Source organism: Streptomyces sp. NPDC051662, assembly GCF_040681655.1.
Taxonomy (GTDB): domain Bacteria; phylum Actinomycetota; class Actinomycetes; order Streptomycetales; family Streptomycetaceae; genus Streptomyces.
Window position 1 is genome coordinate 218,961 of sequence record NZ_JBFAZD010000007.1, and the last position, 16,526, is coordinate 235,486.

Consider the following 16,526-nt stretch of genomic DNA (forward strand, 5'->3'; position numbering starts at 1 on the left):
AGAATGAACGCCCCCACCGAGAAGGCCCCCAACGCCGACGTCGTGGAAGCACTGCGCGCCGCGATGAAGGAGACGGAGCGGCTACGGCGGCAGAACAGGATGTTCGTCGCCGCCGCCAAGGAACCCATCGCCATCGTGGGAATGAGCTGCCGGTTCCCCGGCGAGGCGCACTCCCCGGAAGGACTCTGGGACCTCGTCGCCGCCGGCACCGACGCCATCTCCGGATTCCCCGCCGACCGGGGCTGGGACCTGGACGCGCTGCGCGACAGCACCACCGACGAGCGCGACACCTCCGTCAGCCAGCAGGGCGGATTCCTCAGCACGGTCGCCGACTTCGACCCGGGCTTCTTCGGGATCTCGCCCCGCGAGGCCGTCACCATGGACCCCCAGCAGCGGCTGCTGCTGGAGACCACCTGGGAGGCCATCGAGCGGTCGGGTATCGACGCCACCCGGCTGCGCGGGACCCGTACCGGCGCGTTCATCGGCACCAACGGCCAGGACTACGCCTACCTGCTGGTCAGGTCGCTGGACGACGCGACCGGCGACGTCGGCACCGGTATCGCCGCCAGCGCGGTGTCCGGCCGGCTCTCGTACACCCTCGGGCTCGAAGGCCCGGCCATCACCGTCGACACCGCGTGCTCGTCCTCCCTGGTCGCCCTCCATCTCGCCGTGCAGTCGCTGCGCAACGGCGAATGCGGGCTGGCGCTCGCCGGCGGCGTCAATGTGATGTCCACCCCCGGCTCGCTCATCGAGTTCAGCCGACAGGGCGGGCTCGCCAGGGACGGCCGCTGCAAGGCGTTCTCCGAGTCGGCCGACGGCACCGGCTGGTCCGAGGGCGCGGGCGTCCTGATGCTGGAGCGCCTGTCGGACGCGCAGCGCGAGGGACACCCGGTCCTCGCCGTGATCCGGGGCTCCGCCGTCAACCAGGACGGCGCCTCCAACGGATTCACCGCGCCCAACGGTCCCTCGCAGCAGCGGGTGATCCGGCAGGCGCTCGCCAACGCGGGACTCACCCCGGCCGAGGTGGACGTCGTGGAGGCGCACGGTACGGGCACCCCGCTGGGCGACCCCATCGAGGCGCAGAGCCTGCTCGCGAGCTACGGCCAGGACCGGGAGCACCCGCTGCTGCTCGGTTCGGTCAAGTCCAACATCGGTCACACCCAGGCCGCTTCGGGTGTCGCGGGCGTCATCAAGATGGTGATGGCGATGCGGCACGGCGTGGTGCCGAAGACACTGCACGCGGACGAGCCGTCGTCGCACGTCGACTGGTCGGCGGGCAAGGTCGAACTCCTCACCGAGGCGCGCGCGTGGCCGGACGCGGGCCGTCCGCGCCGTACGGGTGTCTCCTCGTTCGGGGTCAGTGGCACCAACGCGCATGTGATCATCGAGCAGGCGCCGAGCACCGGGGGGACCCCCGCGCGGAAGGACGAGGCCGCCCCCGCCCGCGGTGCGATCGCGCTGCCGTGGGTCGTCTCGGGGCGGACCGCCGAGGCGCTGCGCGACCAGGCGACCGCGCTGCTGAACAGGCTGGAGAACGAGCCCGGTACGCGCGCGCTGGACACCGCGCTCTCCCTCGCCACATCCAGGGCGAGCCTGGAACACCGCCTCGCGGTCGTCGCGGACGAGGACGGCGGGGCGGGACGCGCGGCGCTGAGGAGCTGGATCGAGAGCGGCGCGGCGGCCGGCGCGGTCGAGGGCACGGTCGCGGGACGTACCAAGAGCGCCGTGCTCTTCTCGGGGCAGGGCAGCCAGCGGCTCGGAATGGGCCGCGAACTGTACGAGGGCTTCCCGGTGTTCGCGGCGGCGCTGGACACCGTACTGGCCCAACTGGACGGGGAGTTGGACCGTCCGCTGCGTGAGGTGATGTGGGGTGAGGACGCCGAGCTGCTGAATGACACGGGGTTTACTCAGCCCGCGTTGTTCGCGGTCGAGGTGGCGTTGTTCCGGCTGGTGGAGTCGTGGGGTGTGGTCCCGGACTTCGTGGCGGGTCATTCGATCGGTGAGATCGCGGCGGCGCATGTGGCGGGGGTGTTCTCGCTGGAGGACGCCTGCACGCTCGTGGTCGCGCGGGCGCGGCTGATGGCCGCGCTGCCCCCGGGCGGTGCGATGGTCGCCGTCCAGGCCGCCGAGGACGAGGTGCTTCCCCTGCTGTCGGGCGAGGTGTCCGTCGCCGCCGTCAACGGCCCCGCCTCCGTGGTGATCTCCGGCGACGAGGACGCCGTCCTCAAGGCCGCGGCACGGCTGGGGGAGCAGGGCCGCAAGACGAGCAGGCTCCGGGTCTCGGGCGCCTTCCACTCGCCGTTGATGGACCCGATGCTGGACGAGTTCCGCGCCGTCGCGCGGGGCCTCGCCTACGCCGAGCCGGTCATCCCCGTCGTATCGAATCTGACGGGCGCTCCGGCGTCGGCCGAGGAACTGTGCTCGGCCGAGTACTGGGTACGGCATGTCCGCGAGGCCGTCCGCTTCGGCGACGGCGTACGCACCCTCGGCGAGCAGGGCGTGAGCGTCTTCCTGGAGCTGGGCCCGGACGGGGTGCTGTCGGCCATGGCCCAGGAGTCCGTACCGGACGGCGCCGTGACCGTACCCCTGCTCCGCAAGAACCGCCCCGAGGAGACCTCGGCCGTCACGGCACTGGCCCAGCTGCATGTCCACGGCGTGCGCGTGGAATGGCCCGCGTTCTTCGCGGGCACCGGCGCCCGGCTGGTGGATCTGCCGACGTACGCGTTCCAGCACGAGCGGTTCTGGCCGAAGACGACCTTCCGGCCGGCCGACGCGACCGGTCTCGGACTGGCCTCCGCCGATCACCCGCTGCTCGGCGCCGCCATGTCCGTGGCGGGCTCCGACGAACTCCTGCTGACCGGCACCCTCTCGCTGGCCACCCATCCTTGGCTGGCCGACCATGTCGTCAGCGGGATGGTCTTCTTCCCCGGCACCGGATTCCTCGAACTGGCGATCAGGGCCGCCGACCAGGCAGGGTGCGACCGCGTCGAGGAACTCATGCTCGCCGCGCCGCTCATCCTGCCCCGTACCGGCGCCGTCCAGGTACAGATCTCCGTCGGCGGCGCCGATGACGAGGGCCGCCGCGAACTGCGCTTCTACACCCGCCCCGCCGACGCGCCGGACGACGAGTGGACCCTGCACGCCTCGGGCCGGATCGGCGGCGGCGAGCGGATCCTCGGCTTCGACGGGTCCGTATGGCCGCCCAAGGGCGCGACCGTGGTGGACATCGAGGGTCTGTACGACCGCTACGCGGCCAACGGACTCGACTACGGCCCGGTCTTCCGCGGTCTGCGCGCGGTCTGGCGCCGGGGCGAGGAGATCTTCGCCGAGGTCGCCCTCGACCGCGGTGTCAGCGACGCGAACGACTTCGGCGTACACCCGGCGCTGCTCGACTCCGTCCTGCACAGCACCGTGTTCGCCAGCGCGGACGGCGACGACCGCAGTCTGCTGCCGTTCGCCTGGAACGGGGTCTCCCTGCACGCCTCCGGGGCGTCGACCCTGCGTGTCCGGATCACCAGCAATGGTCAGGACTCCGTCCAGCTGGCCGCCGTCGACGTCCACGGCGAACCGGTCATCTCGGTGGACTCGCTTCTCCTGCGGGCGGCGGGCCCCCAGGCGGCCGACAGCGGCCGACGGGACGAGCTGAACTCGCTCTTCCGCGTCGACTGGGTGCCCGGCACCCCGGAGAAGGTCTCCGAGGACACCGAATGGGTGGTACTCGGCACGGACGGACTGGGCCTGGGCGCCGCCCTCGCCTCGACCGGCGCCGCCAAGCTCGGCGCCCCGGCGCGCACCCTGGCCGAGCTGACCTCCCGCGACGGCGCGGCGGTGCCGGGGATCGTGGTCGTACCGCTGTGCGGCGACAGCGCGCGCGGCGCCGAGTCGGCACATGAACTCGCCCGCTACGCACTGACGTTGGTGCGGGAGTGGCTGGCCGAGGAGCGCTTCGGTGACTCGCGGCTGGTGTTCGTCACCCGAGGCGCCGTCGAGGAGGGCGCCGAGGACGTCACCGATGTCGCCGCCGCCTCCGTATGGGGTCTGGTGCGCTCGGCGCAGGCCGAGAACCCCGGCCGGTTCCTGCTGGTGGACGCCGATGACACCGCCGACTCGGCGGCCGTACTCCCGGCGCTGCCGGGGCTGGTGGCCGCCGAGGAGCCCCAGGCCGTGCTGCGCGCGGGCGCGCTGCGCGTCGGCAGGCTCGCCCGGCTGGAGTCGGGCACGGGCCTGGTGCCGCCGGCCGGGATGCCCTGGCGGCTGGGCAGCCGGGCCAAGGGCAGCCTCGACGGACTGACCCTGGCTCCGTTCCCCGAGGTACTCGAACCGCTGACCGGCCGCGACGTACGGATCGAGGTCCGCGCGGCCGGAGTGAACTTCCGCGATGTCCTCAACGCCCTGGGCATGTACCCGGGCGACGCCGGGCTGTTCGGCTCAGAGGCAGCCGGTGTCGTGGTCGGGACCGGGCCCGACGTGACCGATCTGCGGGTCGGCGACCGGGTCATGGGCATGCTCTTCGGCGGCTTCGGCACCCATGTGGTGGGCCACGAGCACATGATGACCCGCGTACCGGACACCTGGTCGTGGGAGACGGCGGCCTCGATGCCGCTGGTGTTCCTGACCGCGTATCACGCGCTGGTGGAGCTGGGCGGGTTGCGGCGTGGGGAGAGGGTGCTGATCCATGCCGGTGCGGGTGGTGTGGGTATGGCGGCGATTCAGGTGGCGAATCATCTGGGTGCTGAGGTGTTCGCGACGGCGAGTGAGGGCAAGTGGGATGTTCTGCGGTCATTGGGGGTCGCCGATGATCACATCGCGTCGTCGCGTACGACGGAGTTCGAGGCGGCGTTCGCGGGGGTCACGGGTGGTGGGGGCGTCGATGTCGTACTGAACTCGCTGGCCGGTGAGTTCGTGGACGCGTCACTGCGGCTGGTCGGTTCGGGCGGCCGGTTCCTGGAGATGGGCAAGACCGATATCCGGGATGCCGCAGATGTGCCGGAGGGTGTGGACTACCAGGCCTTCGACCTCGGCTGGGTCGGCCCCGAGGGCATCCAACGGATGCTGGTCGAGTTGGAAGGGCTGTTCGAGCGCGGCGTACTGGAGCCGCTGCCGGTGCGGTCCTGGGACGTACGGCGGGCACGTGACGCGTTCCGCTTCATGAGCATGGCCAGGCATGTCGGCAAGATCGTGCTCACGATGCCGGCCGTGTGGAACCCCGAGGGTACGGTCCTGATCACCGGTGGCACGGGCGGTCTGGGCGGCGTACTGGCACGGCACCTGGTGGCCGAACGGGGCGTACGGCACCTCGTGCTCACCAGCAGGCGCGGAGTGGCGGCCCCCGGAGCGGCCGAGCTGGCCGCGGAGCTGCGTACCCTGGGCGCGGAGGTGTCGGTCCCCGCCTGCGACGTGGCGGACCGGGAAGCACTCGCCGAACTGCTGGCGTCCGTACCGTCCGAGCATCCGCTGACGGCCGTGGTGCACACGGCGGGCGTGCTGGACGACGGCGTCATCGGCTCGCTCACCCCCGAACGGCTGGCCGCTGTGCTGCGTCCCAAGATCGACGCGGCGTGGAATCTGCATGAGCTGACCCGGGATCTCGATCTGGCCGCGTTCGTGGTGTATTCGTCCACGGCCGGGGTCATGGGCAGCCCCGGACAGGCCAACTACGCGGGAGGCAACACCTTCCTCGACGCGCTGGCCGCCTACCGCCGTGCCCAGGGGCTGCCCGCGCTCTCGCTGGCCTGGGGCGCCTGGGAACAGGGCGTGGGCATGACCAGCACGCTGGAGGACCATGACGTACGCCGGGTGAGCAGCGGCTCCGGAATGCCGCTGCTCTCGGTGGCACAGGGCCTGGCGCTGTTCGACGCCGCCACCGCGAGCGACGAGGCGCTGATCGTCCCGCTCTCCATCGGCGGTGGCGCCGTGCCGGCCGCGGCCGGTGTCCCGGCCCTCCTGCGCGGACTCGTACGGACCGGCCGCCGCGCCGCGAAGAGCGGAGCCGCGGGGGTGTCCCGCGCGGGACTCGTCGAGCGGCTGGCCGCGCTGCGCGCGAACGAGCGGCCCCGGCTGCTGACCGACCTGGTACGCGCCGAGGCCGCGGTGGTGCTCGCCCACTCCTCGCCCGAGGCCATCGCCGTGGAACGGGAGTTCAGGCAGCTCGGCTTCGACTCGCTGACCGCCGTCGAACTGCGCAACCGGCTCGCGTCCGCCACCGGACTGACACTGCCCGCCACGCTGATCTTCGACTACCCGACACCGGCGAGGCTCGCCGCGTATCTCCTCGACGAGCTGGTCGGGGAGGACGAGGTCGCGGCCGTCACCGCGCGCGAATCGCGTGACAGCGCCGGCACCACCGACGACCCGATCGCGATCGTCGGCATGAGCTGCCGGTTCCCCGGCGGCGTGGAGTCCCCCGAAGGACTCTGGGAGCTGGTGCTCTCCGGCGGCGACGCCATCTCCGGCTTCCCCGACGACCGCGGCTGGGAGACCGACGCGTCCATCGGCGCGGTCGGGGGACAGGGCGGATTCCTGCGGGACGTCGCCGACTTCGACGCCGGATTCTTCGGTATCTCGCCGCGCGAGGCCCTTGCCATGGACCCGCAGCAGCGCGTCCTGCTCGAAGTCTCCTGGGAGGCGGCGGAACGCGCGGGCATCGACCCGGCCACCCTGCGCGGCAGCCGCACCGGTGTCTTCGTCGGCGTCAGCGGCCAGGACTACGTCGGCCTCGTCATGCGCTCGAAGGACGACATGGCGGGCCACGCCACCACCGGGCTCGCGGTCAGCGTCGTCTCCGGCCGACTGGCCTACGCGCTGGGCCTGGAGGGCCCGGCGATGTCGGTCGACACGGCCTGCTCGTCGTCCCTGGTCTCGCTGCACCTCGCCGCCCAGGCGCTGCGCGGCGGTGAGTGTTCACTCGCTCTCGCGGGCGGTGTGACGGTGATGACCACCTCCGCGAACTTCGCGGGCTTCTCCCGGATGGGCGGACTGGCCGGTGACGGCCGGTGCAAGGCGTTCTCCGACTCCGCCGACGGCACCGGCTGGTCCGAGGGCGCGGCCGTGCTGGTCCTTGAGCGGCTGTCGGACGCGCGGCGCAACGGCCACCAGGTGCTGGCCGTCGTGCGCGGCAGCGCCGTCAACCAGGACGGTGCCTCGAACGGTCTGACGGCCCCCAACGGGCCCGCGCAGCAGCGCGTGATCCGGCAGGCGCTCGCCAACGCCGGGCTCTCCCCGGCCGAGGTGGACGCGGTGGAGGCGCACGGCACCGGCACCCCGCTCGGTGACCCGATCGAGGCCCAGGCGCTGCTGGCCACCTACGGCCAGGACCGCGAGCGGGACCTGCCGCTGCTGCTCGGCTCCGTGAAGTCCAACATCGGTCACACCCAGGCCGCGGCGGGCGCGGCCGGCCTGGTGAAGATGGTGATGGCGCTGCGGCACGGGACGCTCCCGAGGACGCTGCATCTGACCGAACCGTCAAGCCATGTCGACTGGTCGGCGGGGGCCGTGGAGCTGCTCGCCGACACCACCGCGTGGCCGGAGACAGGACGCGCCCGCCGGGCGGGCGTCTCGTCCTTCGGGATCAGCGGTACGAACGCGCATGTGGTGCTGGAGCAGGCCGGTCCGGAGCTGCCCGAACCGGAGCGGGACACCGCCGAGGGCGGGCCGGTCACGCCCGGGGCCGCCCCGCGCGCCGTGCCGTGGCTCGTCTCGGCCAAGAGCGAGGCGGCGCTGGACGGACAGCTCGACCGGCTCAGGGCCTTCGCGCGGGAGCACCCCGAGATCCCGGCGGCGGATACAGGCCACTCGCTGGCGACGGGCCGTTCGCTCTTCGAGCACCGCGCGGTGCTGCTGGCGACCGACGAGGGCGTCGTGGACGTCGCCCGGGGCCTGGCCACCGAGGGGTCGTCGGCGGTGCTGTTCTCCGGTCAGGGCAGTCAGCGGCTGGGGATGGGGCGTGAGCTGTATGAGCGCTTCCCGGTGTTCGCGGAGGCGCTGGACTCCGTACTGGCCGCGTTGGAAACCGAGTTGGGGCGGTCGCTGCGTGAGGTGATGTGGGGTGATGACGCCGAGCCGCTGAATGACACGGGGTTTACTCAGCCGGCGTTGTTCGCGGTCGAGGTGGCGTTGTTCCGGCTGGTGGAGTCGTGGGGTGTACGGCCGGACTTTGTGGCGGGTCATTCGATCGGTGAGATCGTGGCGGCGCATGTGGCGGGGGTGTTCTCGCTGGAGGACGCGGCCCGGCTGGTGGTGGCCCGTGCGCGGTTGATGGCCGCGCTGCCCCCGGGCGGTGCGATGGTCGCTGTCCAGGCAGCCGAGGACGAGGTGCTTCCCCTGCTGTCGGGCGAGGTGTCCGTCGCCGCCGTCAACGGCCCCTCGTCCGTGGTGATTTCCGGCGCGGAGGACACCGTGCTGGACGTCGCGGCCCAACTGGAGGCCCAGGGCCGCAGGACGAGCAGGCTGCGCGTCTCGCACGCGTTCCACTCGCCGCTGATGCGGCCGATGCTGGATGAGTTCCGTACCGTCGCGGAGGGGCTCGCCTACGCCGAGCCGACGCTTCCCGTCGTGTCCAACCTGACGGGCGCTCCGGCGTCGGTCGGCGAGCTGTGCTCGGCCGAGTACTGGGTACGCCATGTCCGCGAGGCCGTGCGCTTCGCCGACGGGGTGCGCGCGCTCCGCGACCGGGGCGTCGGTACATTCCTGGAGCTGGGCCCGGACGGGGTGCTCTCCGCCCTGGCACGCGAGTCCCTGCCCGCCACCGCCGTGGTCGTCCCGGCGCTGCGCAAGGACCGCGACGAGGAAGCCGCACTCGTCACCGCGCTGGCCCGGCTGCATGTCGTGGGCGCCGACGTCGACTGGGCCGGCGTCTTCGCGGGCACCGGCGCCCGGCGGGTCGATCTGCCGACGTACGCCTTCCAGCGCGAACGGTTCTGGCCCGAGGTGGTCGCCGCCACGCCCGCCGACGGTACGGACCCGGCCGACGCGGAGTTCTGGGCCGCCGTGGAGCGGGAGGACCTGGAATCCCTCGCGGCCGGACTGGACGTGGACGGCGACTCGCTCGGGGCCGTCCTGCCCGCGCTGTCGTCGTGGCGTACCCGGCGCAAGACCCGCTCCGCCGTGGACGCGTGGCGTTATCGGCAGAGCTGGAAGCCGCTGACGGTCAGCGGTTCCGCGGCGACGCTGTCCGGGACCTGGCTGGTACTGGCGCCCGCGCCCGGGATCGCCGACGCGTGGGTGACCGCACTGATCGACGGGCTCGGCCCGGCCGCCGTACGGGTTGGCACCGGCACGGCTGAAGGCACCGGCACGGTCGACGGCACCGACATGGCTGAAGGCACCGGCACGGCCGACGGCACCGGCCTGGTCGCCCGGCTCACGGAGGCCGCCTCGGACGCCCCGGCGGAGATCGCCGGGGTGGTGTCGCTGCTCGCCCTCGACGAGTCGGCCGGTCCCGCCGGTGTCCCCGCGGGACTGATCGCCACCGCCGCGCTCCTGCGCGCGCTCGGCGACGCGGGCATCGCGGCCCCCCTCTGGGCCGTCACGCGCGGCGCCGTCTCACCCATCCACTCCGAGCCGCCCACCGGCCGGGCGCAGGCCGCCGTCTGGGGCCTCGGCAGGGTCGCGGCGCTCGAACACCCCCGCCAGTGGGGCGGGCTGGCCGATCTGCCCGAGGAACTGGACGAGCGGTCCGTACGGCGGTTCATCGCCGTCCTGGCCGGCCGGGACGGCGAGGACCAGGTGGCGGTCCGCGCCTCGGGCGTGTTCGGCCGCAGGATGACGCCCGCGCCCAGCACGGAGCGCCCCGGTGCCGCCGAGGAGCGGTGGCAGCCGTCCGGCACCGTGCTCATCACCGGCGGTACGGGCGCGCTCGGCGCCCATGTGGCGCGCCGGCTGGCGAGCGAGGGCGTCCCGCATCTCGTCCTGCTCAGCCGCCGTGGCCCGGAAGCGCCCGGCGCCGGGGAACTGCGGGCGGAACTGACCGCTCTCGGCGCGCGGGTCACCCTCACCGCCTGCGACGCCGCCGACAGGGACCAGCTGACACGGGCCCTCGCCGCCGTCCCCGAGGACACCCCGCTGACCGGGGTGGTGCATACGGCGGGCGTCCTGGACGACGGGGTGCTCGCGGGGCTGACGGCCGAGCGGTTCGAGACGGTGTTCCGCGCCAAGGTCGCCTCGGCGCTGCTGCTCGACGAACTGACCCGTGACCTCGATCTGTCGGTGTTCGCGCTGTTCTCCTCGGTGGCGGGCGCCGTGGGCAACCCCGGCCAGGCCAACTACGCCGCCGCCAACACCGTCCTCGACGCACTGGCCGAGCGGCGCCGCTCGCTCGGTCTGCCGGCGACCTCGATCGCCTGGGGCGCCTGGGACGGCGGCGGTATGGCGGCCCACTCCGCCCCCTCCGACCGGCAGACGGGACCGGGCACGCTCGACCCCGCCCTCGCGGTCTCCGCGCTGCAGCGCGTCGTGGTGGAGCCCGAGCCGACCGTGGTCCTCGCCGACCTCCAGCGGCCACGGCTGCTGAGCGCCCTGCTGAGTCTGCGCCCCAGCCCGCTGCTCGCCGATCTGCCCGAGGCGCGCAAGGCGCTGACGGCCGTACGGGAAGCGCGGCGCGAGGGCGAATCGGCCGCGTCCGGGCTGCGCGAGCGGCTGCGCGGAGCGACCGGGGCCGACCGGACCGCCGTACTGCTCACCCTCGTCCGTACCCAGGCGGCGGCCGTGCTCGGTCACACCGGAGCCGACGCGATCAGGGGCGACAAGGCCTTCCGCGATCTCGGCTTCGACTCGCTGACCGCCGTCGAACTGAGCAACCGGCTCACGGAGATGACGGGTCTGGCCCTGCCCGCGAGCCTGGTCTTCGACTATCCGAACCCGCACGCGCTCGCCGGCCATCTCCGCACCGAACTGCTCGGCGGCGAGACCGGCGAGACCGGCGAGACCGGCGAGACCGGCGAGTCCGGCGAGTCCGGGGAGACGGGAGAGACGGGGGAGCCGGCCGGGGCCGGCGCACCGCCCACCGCCGCGGTCACCGACGACCCGGTCGTCATCGTCTCCATGGCCTGCCGCTTCCCCGGTGGGGTGCGCTCGCCCGAGGATCTGTGGCAGCTGCTCACCGAAGGCCGCGACGGCATCGCGGAGTTCCCCACGGACCGTGGCTGGAACCTCGATGTCCTCGCCGGGGACGGCCAGGGCCGCAGCGCGACACGCGTGGGCGGTTTCCTCTACGAGGCCGCCGACTTCGACCCGGGTTTCTTCGACATCTCGCCCCGCGAGGCCCTTGCCATGGACCCGCAGCAGCGGCTGCTGCTGGAGACCGCCTGGGAGGCGTTCGAGCGCACCGGGACCGATCCGGCCTCGCTGCGCGGCAGCCGGACCGGGGTCTTCGTCGGTACCAACGGCCAGGACTACGCCAATCTGATCCTCCGGGCGAACGAGGACGTGGAGGGCCACGCGGGCACGGGGCTGGCCGCCAGCGTCATCTCCGGCAGGCTCTCCTACGCCTTCGGCTTCGAGGGCCCCGCCGTCACCGTGGACACCGCCTGCTCCTCCTCCCTGGTCGCGCTGCACTGGGCCGCCCAGGCGCTGCGCGCGGGCGAGTGCTCCATGGCACTGGTCGGCGGGGTCACGGTCATGTCGACCTCGACCAGCTTCGCCGGGTTCACCCGCCAGGGCGGTCTTGCCCCGGACGGGCACTGCAAGGCGTTCTCCGACTCGGCCGACGGCACCGGCTGGTCCGAGGGCGTCGGCGTGGTGGTCGTCGAGCGGTTGTCGGACGCCCGGCGGAACGGCCACGAGATCCTGGCCGTGCTGCGCGGGTCCGCCGTCAACCAGGACGGCGCGTCCAACGGCCTCACCGCGCCCAACGGCCCCTCCCAGCAGCGGGTCATCCGCCAGGCCCTCGCCAGTGGCGGTCTGACCCCCGCCGACGTGGACGCGGTCGAGGCCCATGGCACCGGCACCACCCTGGGCGACCCCATCGAGGCGGGGGCCCTCCTCGCGACGTACGGACGTGACCGGGACCCCGAGCGGCCCCTGCTGCTGGGCTCCGTGAAGTCCAACCTCGGCCACACCCAGGCCGCCGCGGGCGTCGCGGGTGTGCTGAAGACGGTGCTGGCGCTCCGGCACGGCAGGCTGCCCAGGACGCTGCACATCAGCGAGCCCTCGACCCGGGTCGACTGGGCTTCAGGAGCGGTGGAGCTGCTCACCGAGCAGCGGGAGTGGCCGGAGACCGGGCATGCCCGCAGGGCCGGTGTGTCGTCCTTCGGGATCAGCGGCACCAACGCGCATGTGGTCCTGGAGCAGGCACCCATGGCCGAGCCGCCGGCGCCGGCCCCGGCCCCCGAGGTGGCGCCGGCCGTCGTGCCCTGGCTCGTCTCGGCCAAGAGCGAAGCCGCGCTGGACGCACAGCTGGACCGGCTGCGCTCCTTCGTGGCGGACCGCCCCGGGCTCTCCCCGCTCGACCTCGGTCTCTCGCTGGCCGAGAGCCGGACGGCCTTCGAACACCGGGCCGTGCTCATCGCCCCGGGCGACCGCGCGGACGCGTCGGCGCCGCGGGTCGCCGGGGGAGTGGCGGTGGAGCGTCCGACGGCCGTCCTCTTCTCCGGCCAGGGCAGCCAGCGGCCGGGAATGGGCCGCGAGCTCTATGCGCGCTTCCCGGTCTTCGCCGACGCGCTCGACTCCGTACTCGCCCATCTGGACGGGGAGTTGCCCCGTCCGCTGCGCGAGGTGATCTGGGGCGACGACGCCGGGACGCTGAACCGCACCGCGTACACCCAGCCCGCGCTGTTCGCCATCGAGGTGGCGCTGTTCCGGCTGGTGGAGTCGTGGGGGGTGACCCCGGACCTCGTGGCGGGGCACTCGATCGGTGAGATCGCCGCGGCCCATGTGGCCGGGGTGTTCTCACTGCCGGACGCGGCCCGGCTGGTCGCGGCCCGCGCCCGGCTGATGGAGGCGCTGCCCGGGGGCGGTGCCATGGTCGCCGTGGAGGCCACCGAGGACGAGGTACGGCCGCTGCTCTCCGCCGAGGTGGCGATCGCCGCCGTCAACGGACCCACGGCGGTGGTGATCTCCGGCGCCGAGGACCAGGTCCTGAAGGCCGCGGAACGCCTGGCCGCCGGGGGACGCAGGACGACCCGGCTCCCGGTGAGCCACGCGTTCCACTCGCCCCTGATGGACCCGATGCTGGACGGATTCCGGGCGGTCGCCGAGAAGACCGCCTTCGAGGCGCCCCGTATCCCGGTCGTCTCGAATCTGACCGGTGAGCCGGCCACGGCCGGTGAACTGTGCTCCGCCGACTACTGGGTACGGCACGTCCGTGAGGCGGTCCGCTTCGCCGACGGGGTACGGACCCTCGTCGGCGAGGGAGTCGGCACCTTCCTGGAGCTGGGCCCGGACGGCGTGCTCTCCGCGCTGGTCCGCGCTTCCGTGCCGGACGACGCCGTGGTCGTACCTGTTCTGCGCAAGGACAGGTCCGAGGAACTGACCGCCGTCACCGCGCTCGCCCAGCTGCACGCGCACGGGGTCAGCACCGACTGGGCCGCGATCTTCGCCGGTACGGGCGCCCGGCGGGTGGAGCTGCCCACATACGCTTTCCAGCGCGAGCGCTACTGGCCCTCGGTGTCCCCGGCCGCCGCGGGCGACCCCTCCGGCCTCGGTCTGGTGTCCGCCGGACATCCGCTGCTGGGCGCCGCGATGACGGTGGCGGGCTCCGACGAGGTGGTGCTGACGGGCCGGCTGTCGCTGCCCGAGCAGCCCTGGCTGGCCGCGCACCGAGCCTCCGACGGGCCCGTGCCGCTGCCCGCGGCGGCCTTCGCCGAGCTGGCCGTACGCGCCGGGGACGAGGTGGGCTGCGAACGGGTCGAGGAACTGACCGTGGAGAGCGGGCTGTTCGTACCTGACCAGGGCGCGGTACGGATCCAGGTGCGGGTGGGCGCCGTCGACGGGACCGGCCGCCGCCCCCTGGACGTGCACGCCCGCCCCGAGGCCGGACCGGACCTGCCGTGGACCCGGCACGCCACCGGCGTGCTGGCCGCCGCCGACGGGACGGCGGCACCGGACGGGGAGTTCGACACCTCCGTCTGGCCGCCCAAGGGCGCCCAGGCCCTGGACCTCGAACAGGACGACACCGGCCCGCGCACCGCCTGGCGGCGGGACGGCATGGTGTTCGCCGAGGTCCTGCTGGACGAAGAGACGGGCGGGGAGAGCGGGTTCACGATCCACCCGACGCTGCTGGACACCGCCGTCCGCGCGGCGGCACTGCTGGACACCGATGCCGATGCCGACGCCTTGGCCGGAGATGTCGAAGCGTTCGCCTGGCGGGGACTGACCCTGCACGCGGGCGCCGCCACGGCGCTGCGGGTACGGCTGACCGCCACCGGCCAGGACACCGTGGCACTGGCGGCCGTCGACGTGGACGGCGCACCGGTGATCTCCGTACGCTCGCTCGCCCTCCGTCCGGCCGCCGTCGCGGCCTGCGCCACGGCTCCCGTCGCGGCGGGAGCCACCGGAGAGCGGGGCTCGCTGTTCGGGGTCGTCTGGGAGACCGCGCCCGCCCCGGCGGCCTCCGCGTCCCCGGCCGGCCTCCGCTGGGCGGTCGTCGGCGCGGACCCGGCGGGCCTGGCGACCGCGCTGGACGCGGCGGCCCCGGCGGGCGCGGTGCCCGCCGTACGCGCGGCGTCGCTGGCCGAACTCCTCGACGGCGATGAGCTGTTGCCGGACGTCGTCCTGGCCCCGGTCTTCGGTGACCCGTCCGGCGCCGGGAACGTCCCCGAGGCCGCGCGGACCACCATGGCCGCCGTCCTGGACCTGCTGCACGCCTGGTCCGCCGACCGGCGGAGCGCCGGATCGCGGCTGGTGTTCGTCACCCGGCGCGCGGTCGCCGTCGGCGCCGAGGACGTACGGGACCTGGCCGCCGCCCCCGTATGGGGCCTGGTCCGCACCGCCCAGTCGGAGGAGCCCGACAGCTTCCTGCTGCTCGACACCGACGACCGCGAGGGCCCCGAGGCCCTGGGCGAGGCGCTCGCCGCCCTGCCCGGACTGCTGGACGCCGGTGAGACCCAGGCGGCGCTGCGCGACGGCGCCGTACGGGTCGCGCGGCTCGCCCGGCTGCCCGAGAGCGGTGGCACCCCGCCCCAGGACCGGGTCCGGCCCTGGGACCGCGACGGTACGGTGCTGATCACCGGCGGCACCGGCGGCCTCGGCAGCGCGCTCGCCCGGCATCTGGTGACCGCGCACGGCATGAAGCATCTGCTGCTCGCCGGGCGGCGCGGCCCCAACGCGCCGGGTGCCGAGGAACTGCGGGCCGAACTGAGCGCCCACGGCGCCGAGGTGACCGTCGCCGCCTGCGATGTCGCGGACCGTACGGCGCTCGACGCGCTGCTCGCCGCCGTACCGGCCGAACACCCGCTGACCGCCGTGGTGCACACCGCCGGTGTGCTCGCGGACGCCACGATCGGCTCGCTCACCCCCGCGCTGGTCGAGCGGACAGCGCGTCCGAAGGCCGACGCGGCCTGGGAGTTGCACGAGGCGACCCGCGAACTCGCCCCCGGGCTCGCCGGGTTCGTCCTGTACTCCTCGGCCGCGGGTGTCACCGGGGGACCGGGACAGGGCAACTACGCCGCCGCCAACACGTTCCTGGACGCGCTGGCCGCGCACCGCACCGCTCTCGGCCTGCCCGCCGTCTCGCTCGCCTGGGGCCCCTGGACCTCGGACACCGGTATGACGGGCACCCTGAGCGACACCGATCTGCGCCGGATGGCCCGCTCGGATCTCACCCCGCTGTCGGTGGCACAGGGCCTCGCGCTGTTCGACGCGGCGAGCGTCCGCGACGAGGCACTGGTCGTACCGGCCCGGATCGCCCGCGGCACGGGCCGGGAGACGGCGACCGCCGCGGCCGAGGTCCCCGCGCTTCTGCGCGGACTGCCGCGCGCCAAGCGCCGTACGGCCGCCACCCGCAGCCGTGCCACCGGTCTGGCCCGGCGGCTGGAAGGGCTCGACGCGCCGGAGCGGGAAGCGGCCCTGGTGGAGCTGGTACGGACCGAGACCGCCGCCGTACTGGGACACACCACCCCGGACGCCGTCCCGGCCGACCGGGACTTCAGCCGGCTGGGCTTCGACTCGCTGATGGCGGTGGAGCTGCGCACCCGGCTGACGGCGGCCACGGGCGTACGGCTCTTGGCCACCCTCGTGTTCGACCACCCCACCCCGCTCGCCGTCGCCCGGCATCTGACACCGGCGCTGTTCGGCGGGGACACCTCGGGCACGGACGGCTCGCCGCTCGCGGTGCTCGACCGCTTGGAGGCCTCGCTCGCCGACGGCGAACTCGACGAGGTCACCAGGGCCGGGATCGCCGGACGGCTGCACCGGCTCCTCGCGCGCTGGGACGGAGCCGCCCAGGAGACCGGCGCGACGGTGGTCACCGAGCGGATCGAGGCCGCGAGCACCGACGAGATCCTCGCCTTCATCGACAACGAGCTCGGCAGGTCAACGGATTCCTGACAGGGGCCCACTCCCTTCGCACGCGATACATCTGAGGAAGGTTCACG

The 16,526-nt window shown here is 73.8% G+C and carries 1 protein-coding gene; it reads left to right on the top strand.

What is annotated here, in order from left to right; genetic code table 11:
- Positions 1-3 precede the first annotated feature (3 nt).
- Positions 4-16,479, top strand: coding sequence for a type I polyketide synthase (locus tag AB0M67_RS14645; RefSeq protein ID WP_365745707.1), 16,476 nt, complete (start codon positions 4-6; stop codon positions 16,477-16,479).
- Positions 16,480-16,526: the final 47 nt, after the last annotated feature.